The organism is Erysipelothrix sp. HDW6C (assembly GCF_011299615.1).
In the GTDB taxonomy this organism is placed as follows: Bacteria; Bacillota_I; Bacilli_A; order Erysipelotrichales; family Erysipelotrichaceae; genus Erysipelothrix.
This window is the reverse complement of the sequence record NZ_CP049861.1, coordinates 1,513,270-1,533,940: the sequence shown is the minus strand read 5'-3', so window position 1 is coordinate 1,533,940 and position 20,671 is coordinate 1,513,270. Positions and strand designations below refer to the sequence as shown.

Here is a 20,671-nt window from a genome sequence, read left to right as displayed (position 1 = left end):
AAACATGGCTTTTAGAATATGGTTCTATTTTTTGGTACTCACAGGAATAATGCTTTTATTCCTGTGGATGCTTCAAATTTCTTTCATTGGACCGTATTATGAACGTAACCGATCACAAACAATCCAGAATAAGGTTACAGAAATTGAACGTCTCCTAGCCCGAGACGATTTTTCTAATGCGCAAAAATCGTTTTCTAAGATGCTTGCTCAAGAAAACATGTGTGGTGCTATTTATAATGAAAATGGCACTCAAATTATGATCGGTGATGATATTGGGAACAGCTGCCATATTAAGGGTTTGCGCTCTGATGTCGTCAAAGAATATATGCACATGGCCGATACATCACCAACAAGTGATTTCTCAATTCGCTTTAACAGTGAAATCATGGAGCAGGGAATGTATTTTTATGGAAAAGTAGCCACTGTTTCAGATTATCAATATTACATATTCATCAATACACCAATTGAATTGTTGGATTCGACAGTATTTGTGCTCAAACGTCAGTTTGGCTTGGTGGCTCTTGCAGTGTTTTCTTTCGCAACCTTTGTGACATTCATTCTCTCACGACGTCTCTCACGTCCTATTGTAAGTATCACGGAGAATGCCGACCGTTTGGCAAAAGGTGACTTAACTGTTGAGTTTAATGAAACAGAGTACAGTGAGGTCAAGGCACTTTCACGCACACTCAACTTTGCAACCCAAGAGTTCAAAAAAACCGACGAGTTACGTCGCGACTTGGTTGCAAATGTCAGTCATGATATTAAAACACCACTCACCATGATTAAAGCGTATGCGGAGATGATTCAAGATATTTCAGGTGATAATCCAGAGATGCGAGAAAAACATCTCAATGTTATCGTCGACGAAGTCAATCATTTAGAACGCTTGGTCAATGATATGCTCACATTATCGAAGTATGAATCAAAAGTATTTGATATTAAAGAAACTCAGTTCAAGCTCGTTGATCAAGTGCAAGCGTCGATTAATTTGTTTCAAATGCTCAATATTGACTTTGAGGTTAGGGTTCCGGATGATCTTGAAGTGGTTGCAGATGAAATAAAGATGGGGCAAGTGCTCTATAACTATATAAATAACGCGACAAAATACGTGGGTGATGATAATAAAATCATTATTGAAGCATCCTTAAGTCATGATGAAGTTATTGTATCTGTAAGTGATCATGGACCGGGAATTGAGGCTGCGGTTGTTGATCATGTTTGGGACCGTTACTACAAAATTGATAAGAACTACATCCGAAACACAGCGAGTTCGGGTTTGGGGTTATCAATTGTTAAAGCGATTTGTGATGCGACGGGCTCACGCTGTTGGGTTGAATCTAAGGTTGGTCGTGGCTCAAGTTTCTACTATACTTTAAAACAAGTGCAACAACAGACGCCGTTGGGTCGTAATAAGCGTGCAAAGAAATCAGTACGCAAAGTTGAAAAAATATAGTTTCAAGTTTTTAGAGTTAAAGATAAGTGTCAGTCGCTAATTGCTGACACTTTTTTGCTATAATAGGAGTAGTACAAGGAGGCGTAATTATGAAGCCAAGAATTGGAATTTCGACAAGTGTCATTACGGATGCAAGTGGTGCGTTTGCAGGTTATGATCGTACTTATGTGAATAAAGACTATGTGGATGCAGTGATTCGCAATGGAGCGATCCCAATAATGATTCCATTCAACACTGACCCATCGGTTATCGAAGCACAACTCGAAGGGGTGGACGCGCTTATTTTATCAGGGGGTCATGATGTGTGGCCGCTTAATTATCAACAACAACCACAACAACGTTTGGGAACCGTTTTTCCAGAACGTGATTTGTTTGAATTAACACTTTTGAAGTATGCAGTATCCTACAACATCCCGGTCCTTGGGATTTGTCGAGGGTTGCAAATCATGAATGTATTCTTTGGTGGTAGCCTTCATCAAGATTTATCATACATGGATGGTGCTGCGAATATTCTCAAACACGATCAAGGCAGTGGCCCAACTCTATTGACACATACGGTGAGATTTAAGGAGAACTCAATGCTTTATAAACTCTTGGGTGATGATCTCTTGGTTAACTCATTTCATCATCAAACACTGAAACAACTTGGTGATGGGTTGATTGCTGTAGGTCACGCTGATGATGGCGTCATTGAAGCGGTTGAACATGAATCACTCCTGATCTATGGTGTGCAATGGCATCCAGAAATGCTAAGTGCAACGGAAAAGGCAATGAATGCTATTTTTAAACAATTAGTGAAATGGGCAGGTGAGCGTCATGTCTAAAGCAGTTAAAATGGGATTTTGGTCAATTGTTCTACTGACGATTAATTCGATTATTGGATCAGGGATTTTTCTTACACCCGGAGGTGTTGTTAAATCATCAGGGAAACTTGCACCGCTTGTTTATCTTTGCGCCGCTGCGTTTGCCGCGTGTCTTGCAATAACATTTGCGGCGGCATCTAAATATGTTTCCAAAGGGGGAGCCGCCTATGCCTATGCTAAGGCTGGTTTTGGAGACAAAGTCGGCCTTTATGTTGGGGTCACGCGATTTTTCTCAGCTGCAATTGCTTGGGGTGTCATGGCAACTGCGGTAGTTCGTACGACATTCAGTATTTTTGGTGTTGACCCCTCTAATGGTGCGATAACGATTGGTTTTTTGGTCTTGATGCTTATTCTTCTCATTGTGAATATGGTCGGAACTAAAATACTCACATTAATTTCAAACCTCTCGACGATTGGAAAAATGGTTGCTTTAGGAATCACAATTGTTGCCGGCGGATGGATTTTAATTTCTACCGGTCAAAACCATTTCAATGAAATCAACAATCTTGTTGCTTCTGGAGAAATACCACAAATGAATCCATCACTTTTTGTCATGAGTGTTGTCTCGGCGTTTTATGCTTTTACAGGATTTGAAAGTATTGCGAGTGGATCACAAGACATGGAAAAACCAGAAGTTAATTTGCCACGTGCAATTCCACTGGGAGTTGGTATAATTGCTGTTTTCTATATTGGTATTGTATTGGTTTCCATGATGTTAAACCCAGAAGCGCTCGCACTTTCAAAAGAGGTCGTTGTACTCGCGGCTGTTTTTGACCAACCTCTTATTAAAGGACTCATTATAATTGGTGCACTGGTTTCCATGTTTGGGATCAATGTTGCTGCATCATTTCATACGCCACGTGTTATTGAAGCAATGGCACAGGAAAAGCAATTTCCTGCTATATTTGCCAAGCGTTTAGAGAATGGCTTTCCACTTATTGCCTTTATGCTCACTGCGACGCTTGCAATTGCAGTTCCAATTGCTTTTGATTATCAAATGTCCAGCATTATGGTAATTTCCGCAATATCGCGGTTTGTTCAGTTTATCATTGTGCCATTAGCTGTTATTCTGTTTTACCTTGGGAAGAGCAAAGAACCGGTACTTAATGCTGTAAAGAGCAAATTTACAGACTTTGTATTTCCGATTCTGTCAATTATCCTAACCGTGGTATTGCTGATGATGTTTGACTGGGCTGGGCAATTCACCACAGATGGAAATATTAATGTATTAGCCATTCTTGCGATGATTGTCGGCTATGTTGTCATTCCGTTTGCTGTCTTTGTTTACGATTCTCAAACAAAGAAATCATTATCATGACAGCGAATATTGAGGCGACAATTCGCGAAGTGAGTGATGCGGTTGTTATTGTAAACAATGGGTTTAAACCGATGAAAGATGTCGCTCAAGATTTGTTGGATGAACACAACCATGAGTTCATAGCTTTCCTTGCGGATGCACTTTACGCATCAGAACACCATCAAGTTCGCATGGTTGCTGTTTTCTTATATGGGTCCCTGGCAAATGAAAGCGAAACGGTGTTAAGGTACTTAAAAGAGGTTGTTTCCCAAGATGTGAATTGGCGTGTTCAAGAGATTCTTGCCATGGCTTTTGATCAATTCTGTTCGGATAGAACCTATGTATTGGCAATCCCAACGATTGAAGAATGGTTGAATTCAAATATTGCGAATGTACGCCGCGCTGTAACAGAGGGGCTTCGCGTATGGACGTCTAGACCCTATTTTAAAGACAATCCGCAAATTGCGGTTGCATACTTGTCGAAGATGCGAAGTGATTCCAGTGAGTATGTGCGAAAATCGGTGGGCAATGCATTACGCGATATTAGCAAGAAACATGCCGAGTTAATAATTTCCGAAGTTCGGACATGGGATTTAACGGATGAAAGTGTTCGACACGTATACAAGCATGTTAATCGAAACAATCTAATTGCATAGAATTTAGGCAGGAGGTGTAGTATGGCGCTTTGGCAGTTTTCTTTTGATATCATTCGTGCAGAGAATATCGAAATGAGTAAAAGTGATGAAGGAATTCTAGACTGGAAAAGCAACGATATAACACATTTAGCGATAGCTAACATAAAAAATATCTTTGGTATAGGCCAGACGTGGCATAAAGACCTCTGTGTGTATGGCAATTTGGAAAAGACCCATATTAGTATCTTCCGCGACGATAGTGGAACCAGTGAGATATCGTGCCGCATTAGTTTGCTAGAAGAGTCAGTTCTAAAGGATGTCAAAGTGATTTTGAGTTTTATCAACACGATTCATGGTTTGATTTTATACGAGGAAGCAGTGTATCAAGCTGATTACGACATTTTAATTGGTTTGATTCGTGCATCAAATGCCGCTAAATTTGCAGTATTTGGAATGGAATATTTTGATCAGCTGAAACAGCATTAATGTTCGTTGATGTATCATGTGCAAAGGAGCGGTTAAAAAATGTGTAAATCTAACCTTAGGGTTATTAAAACTTTGAATGCTATCGTTGAGTCTTTTGCTGATGAGAAACTGATGATTAAATATGATGGTGAGCGAATTCTACAGAAATTCACGATAGTCTTTTGGCATGATGCGTCATCGGAACAATTGCAAACAGACAATTTGTACTTACAATTAGAATCAATATGGCATCGGTTTCACTTCGATAACCTACCGATATTTGAAGTGTTTTTGAAAGCTGTTTTTTTGCGTTGGCGACGATTGGTAGGGGATGATGCAATTGTATTGATAACACTTAACGCTTGTGTGATAGACTGTAGTGTAATCCATAAGAAAATAAGCATTTTCCGATATACAGGAGATGTGGAAGGCCTTTTGCGAGAATTACTCTATGTCACAATAAAAAAACACATCGATGATTGGGATACCATCGAATTGTTGTGCATAGGCGCCCCACGTGATGAATACGATGGCGAAAGTAGAGAAATCACAGAACGTATATTGGTAGATGATAATTATAGCGTGGATACGATTACGACGATTATCGATACAGTGTTCTTACAATCTTTTTCTGCAAGCGTATATATCCAAGACCTAGAAGCAAGTCATCGTGTTGCCACGTTGATAGTGAATGACTTAACTATTGATCGTGATTCTGAATGCGCAGATTTACAATCAAACTTTAAATGAAAGCCTGTGGGCTTTTTTTATTCGTTGACATCTTATTATCAAAGTGATATTATCTAATTAGTAAAGAAAAGAGGACATCATATGAAGAAAATGCTATTTGTCGTTGACTACCAAAATGATTTTGTTTCTGGAACATTGGGGACACCGGAATCAAAGGAAATTACTTCATCAGTTAAAGCGAAAATTTCTGCTTATCGAAGCGAAAATTATACTGTGATTTTCACGCAGGACACGCATTATGATGATACGTACTTTGACACGCAAGAAGGGCGAAACCTGCCAATCAAACATTGTATAAAAAACACATGGGGATGGCAGATTGCTGACGGCATTGCGGTGGAAGATGCAAAGATAATTGAAAAGGAAACATTCGGCATTATGAATTTATCTGATTATGTTCCATCTGATATTGATTGTGTTGAGATTATTGGTGTTTGTACAGATATCTGTGTGGTATCAAATGCCTTAATCTTAAAATCGCAAAGACCCGAACTTCTTATTCAAGTAGATGCTTCTTGTTGTGCAGGTTTGACACCAGAAAATCATACAGCAGCATTGACAGTCTTGGCATCTAATCAGGTCAATGTCTTATGATTACAGTAAATGGGGTTCTTATAGAGAATCATTCGTTTCCCGACCATTCTCTTCATGCTAAAATCCCCACAGAACTTAATAACCTTGAATCTGCTGTAATTCGCTGGTGGTATCAAGGTGATCATGAATTAATGCTCTTACTTTGCATCACCCGTTGTTTGCAAGAACGTAAAGCTGAAATTATACATCTGGAGATGCCTTATTTGCCGCACGCCCGTATGGATCGTGTTGAAGATGGAAATACACTATTTACGTTGAAATACTTTTGTGAATTCATCAATAGCCTGAACTTCCAATCCGTGTCTGTGGTTGATCCACATTCATTAACGGCAATCACTGGTGAAGCATCGTTAAATCGTGTTGTTGTCTTTCACCCATTCGATGTTCATGAAAAACTGATTGCAATACTGAATCAGCAGCGTAACTTGGTTGTTTATTTCCCAGATGCTGGTGCGAAGAAACGATATGAATCTGTTGTGAAGCGCTATAACCTCCCCGTACTTTATGGTGAAAAACGACGTGATTGGCAAACAGGAGATATTCTTGGTTTGGACATTCATGGTGAGATTCCTGAAGAGTTCTCCGTCTTAATGATTGATGATATTTGCTCTTATGGTGGTACATTTTATCATTCAGCACTTGCTCTTAAAGAAAAAGGAGCGGGTATTATTGACTTATGTGTGACGCATTGCGAGAACAGTGTTGATCATGGAGAAATTACCAATGACTTGATTCGAACCATCTACACTCTTGATACACTCTACGATGAGACTTTAGCATCTGCTGACTCAATTGTTGAAGTATTGAAAGAGCAAAAATGTTACACAAATGATTTAAAACAATTCATATTAATTTAAAGGAGAAACACATGACAAATCTAACACCATTATTACTTTGCGATTTTTATAAAACTACCCATTCTGAACAGTATCCACAGGGTACAGAAAAGCTGGTGTCGTACTTTACACCTCGTATGTCACGAATTCAAGATGAAAATCATTTGATTATGTTCGGATTGCAATCATTCTTGAAAGAATATCTTATTGATATTTTCAATCGAAACTTCTTTCATCGACCTGTTGCGGAAGTGGTTGCAGAATACACTCGAATGCTTGATAACACCATGGGAAGTGGCGCCTATAAAATAGATAAAATCGTTGCCTTGCATGCTTTGGGGTATTTACCTTTAGAAATTAACGCACTTCCAGAAGGGACGCGTGTTCCTGTTCAGGTTCCAATGATCGAAATCAGTAATACACACCCTGAATTTCCTTGGTTGGTCAATAGTATCGAAACATTGATGAGTTGTTCGTTGTGGCATCCAATGATTTCCGCAAATGTTGGTTATACTTATCGTAAAATAGTCGATGAATTCTACGCACAATCGGTTGAAGAAACCGTTGAGCGTTCGATGGCGTTGGGCGATTTCTCAATGCGTGGTCAAGAGAGCTTAGAAAGTGCCATCCGGAGTTCGGCTGCGTTTTGTCTTTCATTTATGAAAACCGCTTCCGTTCCTGCGATTCACTTTCTTGAAGAATACTATAATTGCAACATTGAATCTGGAGATGTCGCTGTTGGTGGAATTTCGACAGAACACTCAGTTATGTGTTCGAATTTCTCCATTGATGGTGATGAAATTACGATGCTAAGACGTTTGCTGAACGAAATTTATCCGCACCATTCGTTTTCGATGGTTGCCGATAGCTATGATTATTGGCATTTTATTGACACGATTCTCCCTAAGTGCAAACAGGATGTTCTTAATCATGATGGCGTTCTATATATTAGAGGGGACAGTGGGGATCCGGTTGAAATTGTTACTGAAACGGTTTTTAGATTGTGGGATACATTCGGTGGTCAAACAAATGCCAAAGGATATAAGGTCTTAGATCCACATATCCGTGCAATATACGGTGATAGCATCACACCGCAACGCGCACGTGCAATTTATAAGCGTTTGATTGAACAAGGATTTTCTTGTGAGAATGTATCGCTTGGTGTTGGGAGTTTCTCGATGCAATGTGTTGAAACCGATGGTGTAATGCAACCCTTTACGCGAGATACGTTTGGGATTGCGGTAAAATCAACGTATGGTGTTGTTAATGGCCGTGAAATCATGATTGAAAAGAAACCCATCACAGATACGGGAAACTTTAAGAAATCACAAAAGGGGATGTGCCATGTCTTTTTAGAAAATGGCGAACTAAAAGTCAAAGACGGTTATATTGAAACAAGCCTTCCGAAAAAAGACTCGGCATACAAAAACGTATTTAAAGATGGTGTGCTTTACAATGAACAGTCGCTTCATGATATTCGACAAAGACTTCATAAAGGGGGCTTCTAATGGATTACGATACAATGTGCCATGAAATTGTGACTTGGATTCGCACGTGGTTTTCTGAAAATGGACCTGATGCTAAGGCGGTCATTGGGATATCTGGCGGAAAAGACAGTACAGTTGTCGCGGCACTGTGTGTGGAGGCGTTGGGTAAAGATCGTGTCATTGGTGTTCAACTGCCTGCAGGAGTACAGCATGATATAGAGGATTCAAACGATGTGATTCAATTCCTAGGAATACAATCGTACTGTATTAATATTGGACCAGCAATTGATACGATGATGAATGCGGTCGAAGCACAGATTGGGAGTCCTTCAAAGCAAACGACTGTTAATCTTCCTGCGCGAATTCGAATGTCATATTTATATGCGATCTCGCAATCTGTTGGAGGACGCGTTTCTAACAATTGCAATTTATCTGAAAATTGGATTGGATTTTCGACGCGATGGGGAGATGCTGCAGGTGATTTTGGGCCCCTACGTAATTTGACAACCCAGGAGATTAGAGGGGTCGCTGGATCTCTAGGGTTGCCACATCATCTTATTCATAAAGTGCCAATCGATGGTCTTAATATCGTAACGGATGGGGAAAAACCTCACATTAAAACAGATGAAGAAGTGTTTGGTTTTACTTATGAAGCATTAGATCATTACATAAGAACTGGTTTATGTGATGACGCTAAAGTCAAACAACGCATCGATTTGATGCATTTAAAATCGCGATTCAAAGAAGAGCCCATACCGAGTTGGGAGCCGATTCAATGATGGAATTTAAAGACTATGTAAAACCAGCTGTGGCAACGGATGTCGTCTGTTTTTCCGTTCGGAGTGATTATGCACAACAAATCAATCACAAGAAATTACCTCCACGTAAGTTGGCAGTACTTTTGGTAAAACGGGGTGTTGAGCCTTTCTTGGGTGAGTGGTGTCTTCCGGGTGGATTTATGCGTCCTGGTGAAACTAGTTATCAAACAGCACGGCGTGAGCTATGCGAAGAAACAGGATATGAATCCGATTCCCTTTATTTATCCAACGTCTATAGCGAACCCAATCGTGATTCGCGTGGATGGGTTATTTCACATTGTTATTTTACTACTGCGAATGAATCACAAGCGTTGGAAGTTATGACAAACCAAGATGCGGTAGCTGTTGGGTGGTTTGATGTGGTTATACAGTCAAATATAAATGAAGATATAATTACCTTATCGCACAGCGTGATGCCAGAAATCACTTACCAAGCACGACTTCGTGAAAACCACATAATAGAGGGGAATATCCCTTTTGACCATGCATTGATGATACGAGATGCCTATCGTAATCTGCGCGAACACTTAGATGCTTCATACTTAGCGTTTAATTTAGTCAATGATCGCTTTACCTTGAATGAACTGCAGTCGGTTTACGAAGTTATTTATGGGCATCCAATCGATAATTTCAGACGGCGTATCAAAGATTTGGTCGAAAGTACTGGATTGTTCACGACTACAGGAGCCCATCGTAATTCAGAGTTGTTCATAAGAAAAAAATAAACGATTCATGAAAGTTCTATCAATCGCAAAAACGATTGTGTTTTAGTAATTATAATTACGCATTGAGAGACCGTATTTTAGTGTGTTCACTGTCAATCACATGAATATGAGATTATTGATATAAAAACCTAGACATTAGCGACTATGTGAGATATAATGTTAAGGCATTTAGAGGCGTAAGTTGCATGTCTTCAAGACATACAACCGCTCATAACTAAGGTTCAAGTGAGAAATCCACCTTAGGTGGCGAGTCTTATGGCAAAATTGAAGGAGGTGTACTATGTACGCAATTATTGAAACAGGCGGGAAGCAAATTCTTGTCGAAAAAGGACAAACAATCTTTGTAGAAAAATTGGATGTTCAAGAAGGTGAAGAAGTCGTCTTCGATACGGTTGTTGCTATCAAAAACCGCACATTAAAAGTTGGTGCTCCATATGTAAAGGGTGCTACTGTTGTTGCTAAAGTTGAAAAGCAAGGTAAAGCTAAGAAGATTACAATCTTTAAATATAAAGCTAAAAAAGGTTCAACTCGAAAAAAACAAGGTCATCGTCAACCATACACACGTTTAGTTGTTGAAGACATTATCTCAGCTTAATTATGATTAAGGTCTCAATTACAAAAAAAGGCGATTCGTATCAAAAGATGCGAGTTACAGGTCATTCGGGTTCTGGTGAACCAGGATTTGATTTGGTATGTGCGGGTGTGAGTTCTGTGATGACAGGTGCTCTTAATGGTTTTGATACTCTTGATGAGGATTCGAAATTAGTCTTGACACAGGAACCTTTGGTAGAGATCGAAATCATTCAAAGTAATGAAATAAATCAAAAACTGTTTGAGTTTGTATTAATTCAATTGAAAACGATTGAAGCAGCTCATGCAAATTACATAAAAATTGATGAAAAGGAGGTTATTTCATGAAATTCTTATTAGATATCCAATTATTTGCTTCTAAAAAGGGAGTAGGTTCGACAAAAAACGGTCGTGATTCACATTCAAAACGTCTTGGTTCAAAACGTGCTGATGGTGAAACCGTAACTGCTGGTTCAATCTTATACCGCCAACGCGGAACAAAGATTCACCCAGGTACAAACGTTGGACGTGGTGGCGATGATACATTGTTCGCTAAAGTTGATGGAGTCGTTAAATTTGAACGCATTAGCAAAAATCGCAAATGTGTATCAGTTTATCCAGTTGCTTAAAACTAATCCCCTTTAAATGGGGATTTTTAATTGAAAGGGTGATGTTATGTTTGTAGATCGCGTTAGTATTAAATTAATTGCCGGAAATGGTGGCGATGGGATGGCTTCTTTCCGTCGTGAAGCGTTTGTTCCTTTTGGAGGACCTTACGGTGGAGACGGGGGTAAAGGAGGCGACATTGTTTTCGTTGCGGATTCTCACAAATCAACCCTCTTAGACTTACGCTACAACCGTGTTTTAAAAGCAAAACATGGTACGGCAGGAAAAAATAAAAAAATGCATGGTCGCGGTGCGGAAGATTATATTCTTCGCGTTCCCGTTGGAACTGTGGTCATGGACGAAGAAAAAGGCATTATTATTGCCGATTTAACCGAACATGGACAACGAGAAATCATTGCTCATGGTGGTCGTGGTGGTCGTGGTAACACACGTTTCGCAACGCCTAATAACCCAGCACCGACCTACGCTGAAAAAGGTGAACTTGGTACTGAAATTGATGTTACAATCGAATTAAAGTTGCTTGCAGATGTTGGCATTATTGGATACCCATCGGTTGGGAAATCAACCTTGTTATCCGTAATTACACGTGCTAAACCTGAAGTCGCAGACTATCACTTTACAACAATTGTACCGAACTTAGGGATTGCATCAAGTCCAGATGGTCGTTCGTTTGGTGTTGCTGATATGCCAGGTTTAATCGAAGATGCTCACATGGGTAAAGGTCTTGGTCATGTCTTCTTAAAGCATATTGAGCGTACTCGTGCACTTGTTCACGTAGTGGACATGGGAGCAGAAGATGGTCGTGATCCGGTTGAGGATTATCGAGTCATCAACGAAGAACTCGAAAAGTATGATGAGAAATTAATGCGTAAGCCGATGGTTGTTGTGGCAAATAAGATGGACTTAGATGTAGCGCCGGCTAATTTGGAACGTTTTAAAGCGGCATATCCAGATTTGGAGATTTTTGAGTTAATTACGATGGTTGGAGAAGGTATTGACGCATTGTTGTACCGCTTAGCCGATATTCTTGACGAACACGTCGAGGAAATCATTGAAGAACAAAATGAAGCAGTTGTGTATAAGTATGAAGCACCAAAACGTAGCTTTGAAATCACACGTATTAATGATACGAAATGGGAAATTAGCGGTTCATCAATTGAACGTGCATTCCGACAATTTGATTTCAATACTGAAGAGGCTGCAATTCAATTTGGTATCTCAATGAAACGATTGGGTGTCGACCAAGCTTTACGTGAAGCCGGTGCTCGTGATGGTGATATAATAATTCTTGCAGATGTTCAATTCATTTTTGATGAAGGTATGGTAGAATAATAACAGGGTGATAATATGATTGCATATATTTCAGGTGTTGTAGTAGATAAAGGACTCGACTATGTCGTTGTTGATAATCAAGGAATTGGGTATCAAGTCTTCTATGGAAAGCCGGACACGGTTCCTTTGAACGAGTCTCGGTTGTTCCATACGTATCAACACGTGAGAGAAGATGCAATCATTTTATTTGGTTTTAGTAGCAAACTAGAATTGCAAATTTACATGCAACTTATCAGTGTTAAGGGTGTGGGACCCAAAACAGGTCTTTCAATCCTTAGCAAGATAAGTGGTGAACAACTTGTGAGTGCCGTTGATCAAGAAGATGTTAAGTTTTTACGTACACTTCCAGGCGTCGGTCCTAAAATGGCCGCACAGATCCTTCTTGACCTCAAAGGGAAGTTTGTATCGACGGATGTTTCAACTACAAAAACAAGCGATACCGCAGTTGTTGAAGAAGCAATCCAAGCATTGTTGGATCTTGGGTTTAAACGCAATGAGATTAATAACATTAAAAATGAGATTGTTAATGCTGAGAACCAAGAATTAAATAACCTCATTAAAATAGGGTTACAACTTTTAAATGCAAGGAAACGAGGTTAGTGTATGGAACGAGTCGTGTCAGCAGAAGATATTGATAACAATACTGATTTCGAAGCATCCTTACGACCTGCTTCGTTGAATGAATATATTGGTCAACATGCACTGAAAGATAATCTACGCATCTTTATAGAGGCGGCCAAGAATCGTAATGAAACGTTGGATCATCTTTTGTTTTACGGCCCACCTGGGCTTGGTAAAACAACGTTAGCATATATCATTGCTAATGAGATGGGTACAGGAATTAAAGTTACCAGTGGGCCAAGTATTGAGCGGAGCGGCGATTTAGCGGCGATTCTCTCAAGTTTAGAGCCAGGTGACGTCTTATTCATCGATGAGATTCATCGCATGCCTAAGGCGGTAGAAGAGGTGTTATATCCCGCAATGGAAGATTTCACCTTAGATTTGGTGGTTGGGAAAGACTCATCCACACGGAGCATTCAAATCGATTTGCCACCGTTCACGCTTGTGGGCGCAACAACACGTGCTGGTGATTTATCAAGCCCGCTGCGTGATCGATTTGGTATTATCTCCAAGTTAGAATATTACAGTCAAGATGAACTGCAGAAAATTGTCGCTCGAACAGGACGTGTTATGAACACAGAAATACTACCTGTGGCAGTCAGTGAAGTCGCCATGCGTTCGCGTGGAACACCGCGTATTGCAAACCGACTTTTCCGACGTGTACGTGATTTCGCGCAAGTTCTCAATGATAATCTAATTGACTTGGATATAACACAACATGCACTTGATAAACTAAAAGTTGACAGTCTTGGCCTCGATGATGTTGACATTCGCTATTTAAGAGGTATTATTGAACGATTTGATGGTGGTCCCGTTGGTATCGAAGCGTTAGCTGCTTCAATATCTGAAGAGACAATGACCTTAGAAGATGTGTATGAACCATATCTTCTACAATTGGGGTTTATTAACCGTACACCCCGTGGACGTGTTGCAACTGTAAAGGCATACGAGCATTTAAAGATAGCAACACAAGGAAATCTATTCGAACAGGAGTAACGTATGAAAATATGCATCGTAACAGGCGGTAGTGGCGGACATATCTATCCAGCAATTACATTCGCCGACTATGAAAAAACAAATCGTCATGAAGACGTTGTATTCATTGGTAATGATCATAAAATGGAATCGTGGATCGTACCCGATGCCGGATACCCATTCTATGCGATTCATAACCAAGGATTGCAAGGTTCAAAAGTTGATAAGTTAAAAGCTGTATTTTCGCAATTTGGCGCATATCGCGCTGCGAAGAAACATTTAAAAACACTCAATCCAGATGTTGTTATGGCATTTGGAGGTTATGTAAGTGCACCGGTATCTTTTGCAGCAACAAAGCTTAAAATACCCTTGATCGTGCATGAACAAAATGCTTTTCCTGGTAAGGCAAATAAGATGGTTGCTGAGAAAGCACAAGCCATTATTACCTGCTACCCAGAAGCATTTAAAGATCGTAAGAATGTCCACTATCTGGGCAATCCACGTGCTTCACTGATTCATGAAACCATCGATTCAAGTGAAGAGTTAAAGCGATTGAATCTTGACGTAAGCAAACCGATTGTATTGATGGTTATGGGTTCTCAAGGCTCAACCTCCATGAATAAAAAATTCATGGAATTTGCAAAGAATTTCAATTCGGATTCGTACCAAGCAATTATTACTACGGGTCCATTGAATATCGATGCGTTCCTAGCGGAAGTCGGTGAGATTCATCCAAATCTTCGCGTCACAGGATTTGTAGACCAAAGAGCATTATTGCCAAAGTTATCCTTGATTGTTTGTCGTTCAGGCGCATCGACAATTGCGGAAATTCAATCGTTTGGCTTGCCATCTTTGATGATTCCCAGTCCTCATGTAGCAAACAATCATCAGTATTATAATGCGAAATCATTGTTTGATGTTGATGCATGTGACATGCTTGTTGAGGCTGACATTGAAGGAACGGTTCTTGATGATCGCATTCAATCATTGTTGAATAACCCAAAACATTTAAAAGTGTTGGGTGAGAATGCTCATAAACTCGCAACTCCTGATGCAGTAAGTAATATTGCTGATTTAGTGGCTGAGGTGGTTGCACATGCGACGTAAGATTGAAGAAATTGATAACTTTGAAGCAACCGATTCAATCGAAAAAATCAAAGAATCAATTTCGAAAAAAAAGCGTGCCGAACGCAAGCGGCGTAACAAGCGCTTGCGCTCACGTATTTATAAAATTGCACTCTTAGTGCTCTTGTTAACGGGAATTTACTTTCTCGATAAAAGTGAGTATTCACGTGTAAGGCAGATTAAAGTTGAAGGAAATACAATCCTAACGGATGGTGAAATTCTTGAGGCATTGAAAATCGAGCCCGGTTCACGTATGATTACTAAGTTGCCGTTTACTTTGAATGGCAAAGCAAAAAGTATTCCAGGTGTTGCATCTCTTGACACAAAGATTTATTATACTCAAGGGATTGTTACAATCCATGTTGTAGAAGAAACTCCCGTTGGTTATATCAAAGGGGAGACGATACAGGTCTTATTTGCCAATGGCGAGCGCCGTAATCTAAATGGTGCATCTATGGACGCCATAACTGGACTTCCTGTATTTGTTGGATTTAATGACGAAACATTGTCTGATAAACTGTTGATGCGCTTTGGTGAACTTGATTCATCCGTAATTCTTGCAATTTCAGAAGTGCACTCACAACCGGATAAATACGATCCAACGGCAATGAAACTTACCATGAATAACAATTTCTTTGTATATACAGGTATGGAAACTTTACCTCTTATGAGGAGTTATGCTACTATTATAAAGCAAGCGGATCCTAAGAATAAATGTATCTACATGAATGACTATGGTCCGAGCGAAGGCACAAGCGCAGTGAATGCGAAACCTTGTGAATAAATAAAATATGAAGAGGAGGAGAAGAAATGGCAATCGAAAAGATTAATGAATTTGGGAAAATATCAGTATCAAATGAAGCGATCGCGATGCTAGCGGGCGGTGTCATAACAGAAAGTTATGGTGTTGTCGGTATGGCTTCTCAGCAAGTATTTAAAGATGGACTTGCAGAATTATTAAAAGGTGAGAACTACTCAAAAGGGGTTGTAGTTCGCAAAACAGATAAAGGCTACGATTTGGATGTCTTTATTATCGTAAGTTATAACGTAAAAATTTCTGAAGTTGTTTTAGAAGTTCAGAAAAAAGCAAAATATATGTTAGAGAAGTCATTGCAACAAGAATTTAATTCAATCAATGTTTTTGTGCAAGGCATTAAGGTAGTGAAATAATGAAGACAATAAATGGTGATATATTTCTGAATATGTTGCAAAGTGGTGCACATAATCTGACAAACAAACACAATGAAATTAACGCATTAAACGTTTTCCCTGTTCCCGATGGTGATACAGGTACAAACATGAATCTGACATTTACGAGTGGTCTTAATGATGCTCGTAAAGTGATGACTTCTCATATTGGTGAGTTATCAAAGACATTATCACGTGGTCTTCTTATGGGAGCGCGTGGGAACTCAGGAGTTATTTTGTCACAAATCTTCCGAGGCTTCGCTCAATCCGTTGAAGGAAAGAAAGAAGTTAATGTCGATGAATTGGCAGATGCTTTTGTAAATGGAAAGACAGTTGCCTACAAGGCTGTCATGCGCCCAGTTGAAGGAACAATTTTAACTGTATTGCGTGAGAGTGCGGATGCAATCCGTAAATATGTGGATGCAAATCCAACAATCGATGTTATTGAATTTTTTGAAGTCTTAGTAAAAGAAGCTAACATTTCTCTAGATAATACGCCAAACCTGTTACCTGTTTTAAAAGAGGTCGGTGTTGTTGATAGTGGTGGGAAGGGTTATGTTACCGTTCTTGAAGGTTTCTTATCAGAACTCAAAGGTCAATCGATTGCATTAAGCGAAGTTGGCGATGAAGCCCACACTGCAGCAACTGAGTTTGATCATGAAGAATTCGGATATTGTACAGAGTTTATCGTGAGACTTGAAGAAGACTCACCAAGCCGCTATACAGAAGATAAATTCCGTGCTGAACTTGAAGCAATTGGGAATTCATTGGTTGTTGTGACGGATGATGACCTTGTTAAAGTACATGTCCATACACTAACTCCAGGAAATGCATTAAACCTTGGCCAAAAATATGGCGAATTTGTTAAATTAAAAATTGAAAATATGACTGAACAACACAACACAATTCTTGACGCTGAAGTTAAGTCAAATAAAAAAGAACACACAAAGTATGCAATTGTTTCAGTTGCTGCAGGTGAAGGTGTTGTTGATATGTTTAAAGAACTTCGTGCTGAGCACATCATCAGCGGTGGGCAAACAATGAATCCATCAACTGAAGATTTTGTTGCTAAGATTCAAGACATTGATGCAGATCATATCTTTATCTTGCCAAATAACTCAAACATTATTATGGCTGCGAAGCAAGCACAAGAGATTCTTGAAGACAAAGACATTCGTGTTATTGAAACAAAGACAATTCCGCAAGGACTTGCTGCTTGTGTTATGTTTAATCCTGATGTTGAAGTTGAAGACAACTTGGCAGAAATGCTTGAAGCTGTTGCCAATACAAAAACAGGACAAATTACATATGCTATCAAGGATACAATGTTTGAGTCATTAGAAATTAAAGCGAATGACTTTATGGGGATTCTTGAGAAAGACATCGTTGTTACAGGTAAAGAACGTCTTGACGTTACCAAACAACTTCTCGCAAAACTTATTGATGACGAGAGTGAACTTGTAACACTCATCATTGGTGAGGGTGTATCTGAAGAAGAATCATCTGCAATCACAGACTATATCGAATCAAACTTTGATGTTGAAGTTGAATCAATCAACGGACAACAACCTGTTTATTCATATATTATAGGTGTTGAATAACAAGGGCGTTTCACGCCCTTTTCTTTTTATGGTCAAATTAACAGAGAAACAAAACCAAATTATCCACGCATTTGATGCTGTCAGCCCTGAGGCATTCTTGGAGCATTATCCATACCGATATGACTTTTTAGAGGCCAAAGACTTCTCAGAGTGGAAAGAAGGCGATACCGTTGTTTTCGAAGGGAAACTCAGTTCGTCTTTTCGTGTTGCACGATTTGGTGGTAAGCGCAGTGTTACAAACTTTCAAGTTTATGCTTACGATGAATTGGTAAAGGTATCCATCTTTAATCGTCCCTTTTTACGTGACACTCATTACACAAACGGTATTGTAGTCGTTGGTACGGTTGGTAAGACACCCCACGCGATCATTGCAAAGACTGTTTCCAATAAATCATTGGCCGAGAATACTGGCATAAAGCCGAACTATCCTTTAAAAGCAGGCATTAAAAACTTTGAGATTGAGCGATTAATGAAAAAAATCTTGAGTGAGAGTGTTATTATCGATACCATGCCACGAATGCTGATTGATGAATACCGACTTTATTCGCGACAACGCGCACTTCAAGAGATTCATGTTCCAAGGAGTAAAGCATCGCTTGGGAATGCTTTGCGAACTTTAAAGTATGATGAATTTCTTCGTTATCATCTGTCGGTTGCGCTGAATAACAAGGAAAAAGAAGTGGGTATTGCAAAAGATATCGATACATCAGTGGTATCCCAGGCGATTCAAGCGTTACCCTACCAACTTACCGAAGACCAACACAAAGTAATTGCAGAGATTCTCGCTGATATCTCATCGGAGAAACAAATGAATCGCTTATTACAAGGAGATGTCGGATCTGGTAAAACGGTTGTAGCTTTACTTACGGCACTTGCCGCAATCGCTGCAGGATACCAAGTGGCTTTTATGGTTCCTACAGAAATATTGTTGTATCAGCATGTCAAAACATTTGAGAAACTATTTGGTAGTGTATCCTATGCAGTCTTATCGAACAGTACTGAGGATAAGAAAAATGTGTTGGATTCCATTGCAAGTGGGAGTGCAAAACTTGTTTTTGGTACACATTCACTTTTCTCTGATGATGTTATTTTTGATAAATTAGGTTATGTCATGATCGATGAACAGCATCGTTTTGGGGTCAAGCAGCGTCAAAAACTAGTGTCCAAAGGGGAGAAAGTTGATACATTAATGCTTTCGGCAACGCCCATACCGCGTACGCTTGCAAACAGTCTCTTCTTTGATCTGGATGTGAGTTCAATTGAATCCTACCCAAGTCATCGCAAGTTAACTGAGACCGTGCTTGTTGAAGAGAACTCGTTGCGTACCATTCAAGATAACTTGAATAAGGTTTTAGAACGGGGCGAACAAATCTATATAGTTTGTGCAGCCATTGAAGAGGGCGAGAAGCCAGGCGTAAAAAATGTCGTAACCATTCACAAAAATCTTGAAAAGGTTTTTAAGGGTTATCGTGTTGCCATGCTTCATGGGAAAATGAGCAGTGATGAAAAAGAAACAATTATGACAGAGTTTAACCTTGGCATGATTGATATACTTATCAGCACAACGGTCATAGAGGTTGGCATGGATGTTCATAATGCCAATACGATGATTGTTTACAATGCAGAACAATTTGGTTTAGCAACATTGCATCAGCTGCGGGGTCGGGTCGGTCGTGGTTTGCAACCTGGAACATGTTATTTGTTGAGTAGTTCAGATACTGAAATCAGTAAAGAACGCCTTAATGCCTTGGCAACGTCACATGATGGATTTGAACTTTCAATGATTGACATGCGCTTAAGAGGATTTGGAGATGTACTGGGTATTCGCCAATCGGGAATTCCCAATTTCATTCTCGGAGACATTCAAAAAGATGAGAAGATTCTTAAACAAGCAAAAGTGGATGCCAAGCACATCGCTGAGGATCGCAACAATCCTGAATACCGTCCAATCATAAATCGCGTGCTTTCACAAGACTATTTTAAAACAACGTAATACTGTATAATGAGATAAGGTGATAACAATGACACAATGGGAAATAATGGATTCACTTGGAATCCCATATAATAATAAAGATTTAATTACAAATGCCTTCGTACATTCATCCTATGTGAATGAGTCGGAGCGTAAAATTGAAGACAATGAACGCTTGGAATTCATGGGTGATGCAGTGTTGCAAATCTGCGTTTCAGAGCGTCTTTTTAAGCATCATGAAACACTCAGTGAAGGGGATATGACGCTGTATCGCGCGAAACTTGTTTGCGAAGAAGCATTGGCTGGATACAGTTTGAAACTTAAACTGAATGAAGCCCTTTTACTTGGAACTGGAGAAGAGCGCAATGGTGGTCGCACACGACCATCAATTATTGCCGACCTCTTTGAGAGCTTTATCGGTGCAGTTTATCTGGATAGTGGCATGGACAGTGTCAATACAATTCTTGATGTCGTACTTAAAGAATCTTACAGTAACCTGGAATCTTTAAGTATTACAGATTATAAGACAAAACTACAAGAATTTATTCAAGCTGATTCTCGCAAATCGGTTACGTACGAAGTTGTGAGTGTAACAGGGCCTTCCAATGCACCGGAGTTTGAGGTTGTTGTCAAATTGGACGAACTGATTTTTGGTTCGGGACATGGATTGAGTAAAAAGAAGGCAGAACAGAATGCTGCCAAGGATGCCTTCCAAAAACTCGTTAAATAAAAGGAGA

Annotated in this window: 23 protein-coding genes and 1 other annotated feature; all 23 genes read left to right on the top strand. The window is 39.6% G+C overall.

What is annotated here, in order from left to right:
• Positions 1-4: 4 nt before the first annotated feature.
• The 23 genes from G7062_RS07335 (at position 5) to rnc (ending at position 20,664) form a co-directional block, all read left to right on the top strand.
• Positions 5-1,453 (top strand): cell wall metabolism sensor histidine kinase WalK, encoded by a 1,449-nt coding sequence (locus G7062_RS07335; protein ID WP_166065260.1) that lies wholly within the window; start codon positions 5-7, stop codon positions 1,451-1,453.
• A gap of 89 nt (positions 1,454-1,542) precedes the next feature.
• Positions 1,543-2,277: a gamma-glutamyl-gamma-aminobutyrate hydrolase family protein gene (locus G7062_RS07330; protein ID WP_166065259.1), complete on the top strand. Its 735-nt coding sequence runs from the start codon at positions 1,543-1,545 to the stop codon at positions 2,275-2,277.
• On the top strand, positions 2,270-3,634 hold the full coding sequence (locus tag G7062_RS07325; protein ID WP_166065258.1) for an APC family permease: 1,365 nt from the start codon (positions 2,270-2,272) through the stop codon (positions 3,632-3,634). Before G7062_RS07330 ends, G7062_RS07325 begins: the two co-directional genes overlap by 8 nt.
• Positions 3,631-4,269, top strand: a complete 639-nt coding sequence (locus G7062_RS07320; RefSeq protein ID WP_166065257.1) for a DNA alkylation repair protein — start codon at positions 3,631-3,633, stop codon at positions 4,267-4,269. The genes G7062_RS07325 and G7062_RS07320 overlap by 4 nt, the downstream gene beginning before the upstream one ends.
• A gap of 21 nt (positions 4,270-4,290) precedes the next feature.
• Positions 4,291-4,734 (top strand): hypothetical protein, encoded by a 444-nt coding sequence (locus tag G7062_RS07315; RefSeq protein ID WP_166065256.1) that lies wholly within the window; start codon positions 4,291-4,293, stop codon positions 4,732-4,734.
• 39 nt (positions 4,735-4,773) lie between these two features.
• Entirely contained in the window at positions 4,774-5,463 is a 690-nt protein-coding gene (locus tag G7062_RS07310; protein WP_166065255.1) for a hypothetical protein, read from the top strand.
• A gap of 81 nt (positions 5,464-5,544) precedes the next feature.
• Positions 5,545-6,057 carry a cysteine hydrolase family protein gene (locus G7062_RS07305; RefSeq protein ID WP_166065254.1) on the top strand — a complete coding sequence of 171 codons (513 nt, stop codon included), beginning with the start codon at positions 5,545-5,547 and terminating at the stop codon, positions 6,055-6,057.
• Positions 6,054-6,914 (top strand): ribose-phosphate pyrophosphokinase, encoded by an 861-nt coding sequence (locus tag G7062_RS07300; RefSeq protein WP_166065253.1) that lies wholly within the window; start codon positions 6,054-6,056, stop codon positions 6,912-6,914. Before G7062_RS07305 ends, G7062_RS07300 begins: the two co-directional genes overlap by 4 nt.
• Before the next feature lie 11 nt (positions 6,915-6,925).
• Positions 6,926-8,401 (top strand): nicotinate phosphoribosyltransferase, encoded by a 1,476-nt coding sequence (locus G7062_RS07295; RefSeq protein WP_166065252.1) that lies wholly within the window; start codon positions 6,926-6,928, stop codon positions 8,399-8,401.
• The gene (gene nadE, locus G7062_RS07290) at positions 8,401-9,159 is read left to right on the top strand and encodes an NAD(+) synthase (protein ID WP_166065251.1); all 759 of its coding nucleotides are present in this window, start codon (positions 8,401-8,403) and stop codon (positions 9,157-9,159) included. The genes G7062_RS07295 and nadE overlap by 1 nt, the downstream gene beginning before the upstream one ends.
• Positions 9,156-9,923 carry an NUDIX domain-containing protein gene (locus G7062_RS07285; protein WP_166065250.1) on the top strand — a complete coding sequence of 256 codons (768 nt, stop codon included), beginning with the start codon at positions 9,156-9,158 and terminating at the stop codon, positions 9,921-9,923. The genes nadE and G7062_RS07285 overlap by 4 nt, the downstream gene beginning before the upstream one ends.
• Before the next feature lie 192 nt (positions 9,924-10,115).
• Positions 10,116-10,187, top strand: a sequence feature (ribosomal protein L21 leader region).
• A gap of 16 nt (positions 10,188-10,203) precedes the next feature.
• Positions 10,204-10,518 (top strand): 50S ribosomal protein L21, encoded by a 315-nt coding sequence (gene rplU / locus G7062_RS07280; protein WP_166065249.1) that lies wholly within the window; start codon positions 10,204-10,206, stop codon positions 10,516-10,518.
• 2 nt (positions 10,519-10,520) lie between these two features.
• Positions 10,521-10,841, top strand: coding sequence for a ribosomal-processing cysteine protease Prp (locus G7062_RS07275; protein WP_166065248.1), 321 nt, complete (start codon positions 10,521-10,523; stop codon positions 10,839-10,841).
• Entirely contained in the window at positions 10,838-11,122 is a 285-nt protein-coding gene (gene rpmA, locus G7062_RS07270; RefSeq protein ID WP_166065247.1) for a 50S ribosomal protein L27, read from the top strand. The genes G7062_RS07275 and rpmA overlap by 4 nt, the downstream gene beginning before the upstream one ends.
• A gap of 46 nt (positions 11,123-11,168) precedes the next feature.
• Positions 11,169-12,452 (top strand): GTPase ObgE, encoded by a 1,284-nt coding sequence (obgE, locus tag G7062_RS07265; protein ID WP_166065246.1) that lies wholly within the window; start codon positions 11,169-11,171, stop codon positions 12,450-12,452.
• A 15-nt stretch (positions 12,453-12,467) separates the two neighbouring features.
• On the top strand, positions 12,468-13,052 hold the full coding sequence (ruvA, locus tag G7062_RS07260) for a Holliday junction branch migration protein RuvA (protein ID WP_166065245.1): 585 nt from the start codon (positions 12,468-12,470) through the stop codon (positions 13,050-13,052).
• A gap of 3 nt (positions 13,053-13,055) precedes the next feature.
• Entirely contained in the window at positions 13,056-14,069 is a 1,014-nt protein-coding gene (gene ruvB, locus G7062_RS07255) for a Holliday junction branch migration DNA helicase RuvB (protein WP_166065244.1), read from the top strand.
• 3 nt (positions 14,070-14,072) lie between these two features.
• A complete protein-coding gene (locus G7062_RS07250; protein ID WP_166065243.1) occupies positions 14,073-15,155 on the top strand; it encodes a glycosyltransferase in 1,083 nt (360 codons plus the stop codon).
• Positions 15,145-15,957, top strand: a complete 813-nt coding sequence (locus tag G7062_RS07245) for a cell division protein FtsQ/DivIB (protein ID WP_166065242.1) — start codon at positions 15,145-15,147, stop codon at positions 15,955-15,957. Before G7062_RS07250 ends, G7062_RS07245 begins: the two co-directional genes overlap by 11 nt.
• Before the next feature lie 26 nt (positions 15,958-15,983).
• The gene (locus tag G7062_RS07240) at positions 15,984-16,343 is read left to right on the top strand and encodes an Asp23/Gls24 family envelope stress response protein (protein ID WP_166065241.1); all 360 of its coding nucleotides are present in this window, start codon (positions 15,984-15,986) and stop codon (positions 16,341-16,343) included.
• The gene (locus tag G7062_RS07235; protein WP_166065240.1) at positions 16,343-17,962 is read left to right on the top strand and encodes a DAK2 domain-containing protein; all 1,620 of its coding nucleotides are present in this window, start codon (positions 16,343-16,345) and stop codon (positions 17,960-17,962) included. The genes G7062_RS07240 and G7062_RS07235 overlap by 1 nt, the downstream gene beginning before the upstream one ends.
• A 28-nt stretch (positions 17,963-17,990) precedes the next feature.
• Positions 17,991-19,955, top strand: coding sequence for an ATP-dependent DNA helicase RecG (locus G7062_RS07230; RefSeq protein ID WP_166065238.1), 1,965 nt, complete (start codon positions 17,991-17,993; stop codon positions 19,953-19,955).
• 28 nt (positions 19,956-19,983) lie between these two features.
• On the top strand, positions 19,984-20,664 hold the full coding sequence (gene rnc / locus G7062_RS07225) for a ribonuclease III (protein WP_166065237.1): 681 nt from the start codon (positions 19,984-19,986) through the stop codon (positions 20,662-20,664).
• Positions 20,665-20,671 lie beyond the last annotated feature (7 nt).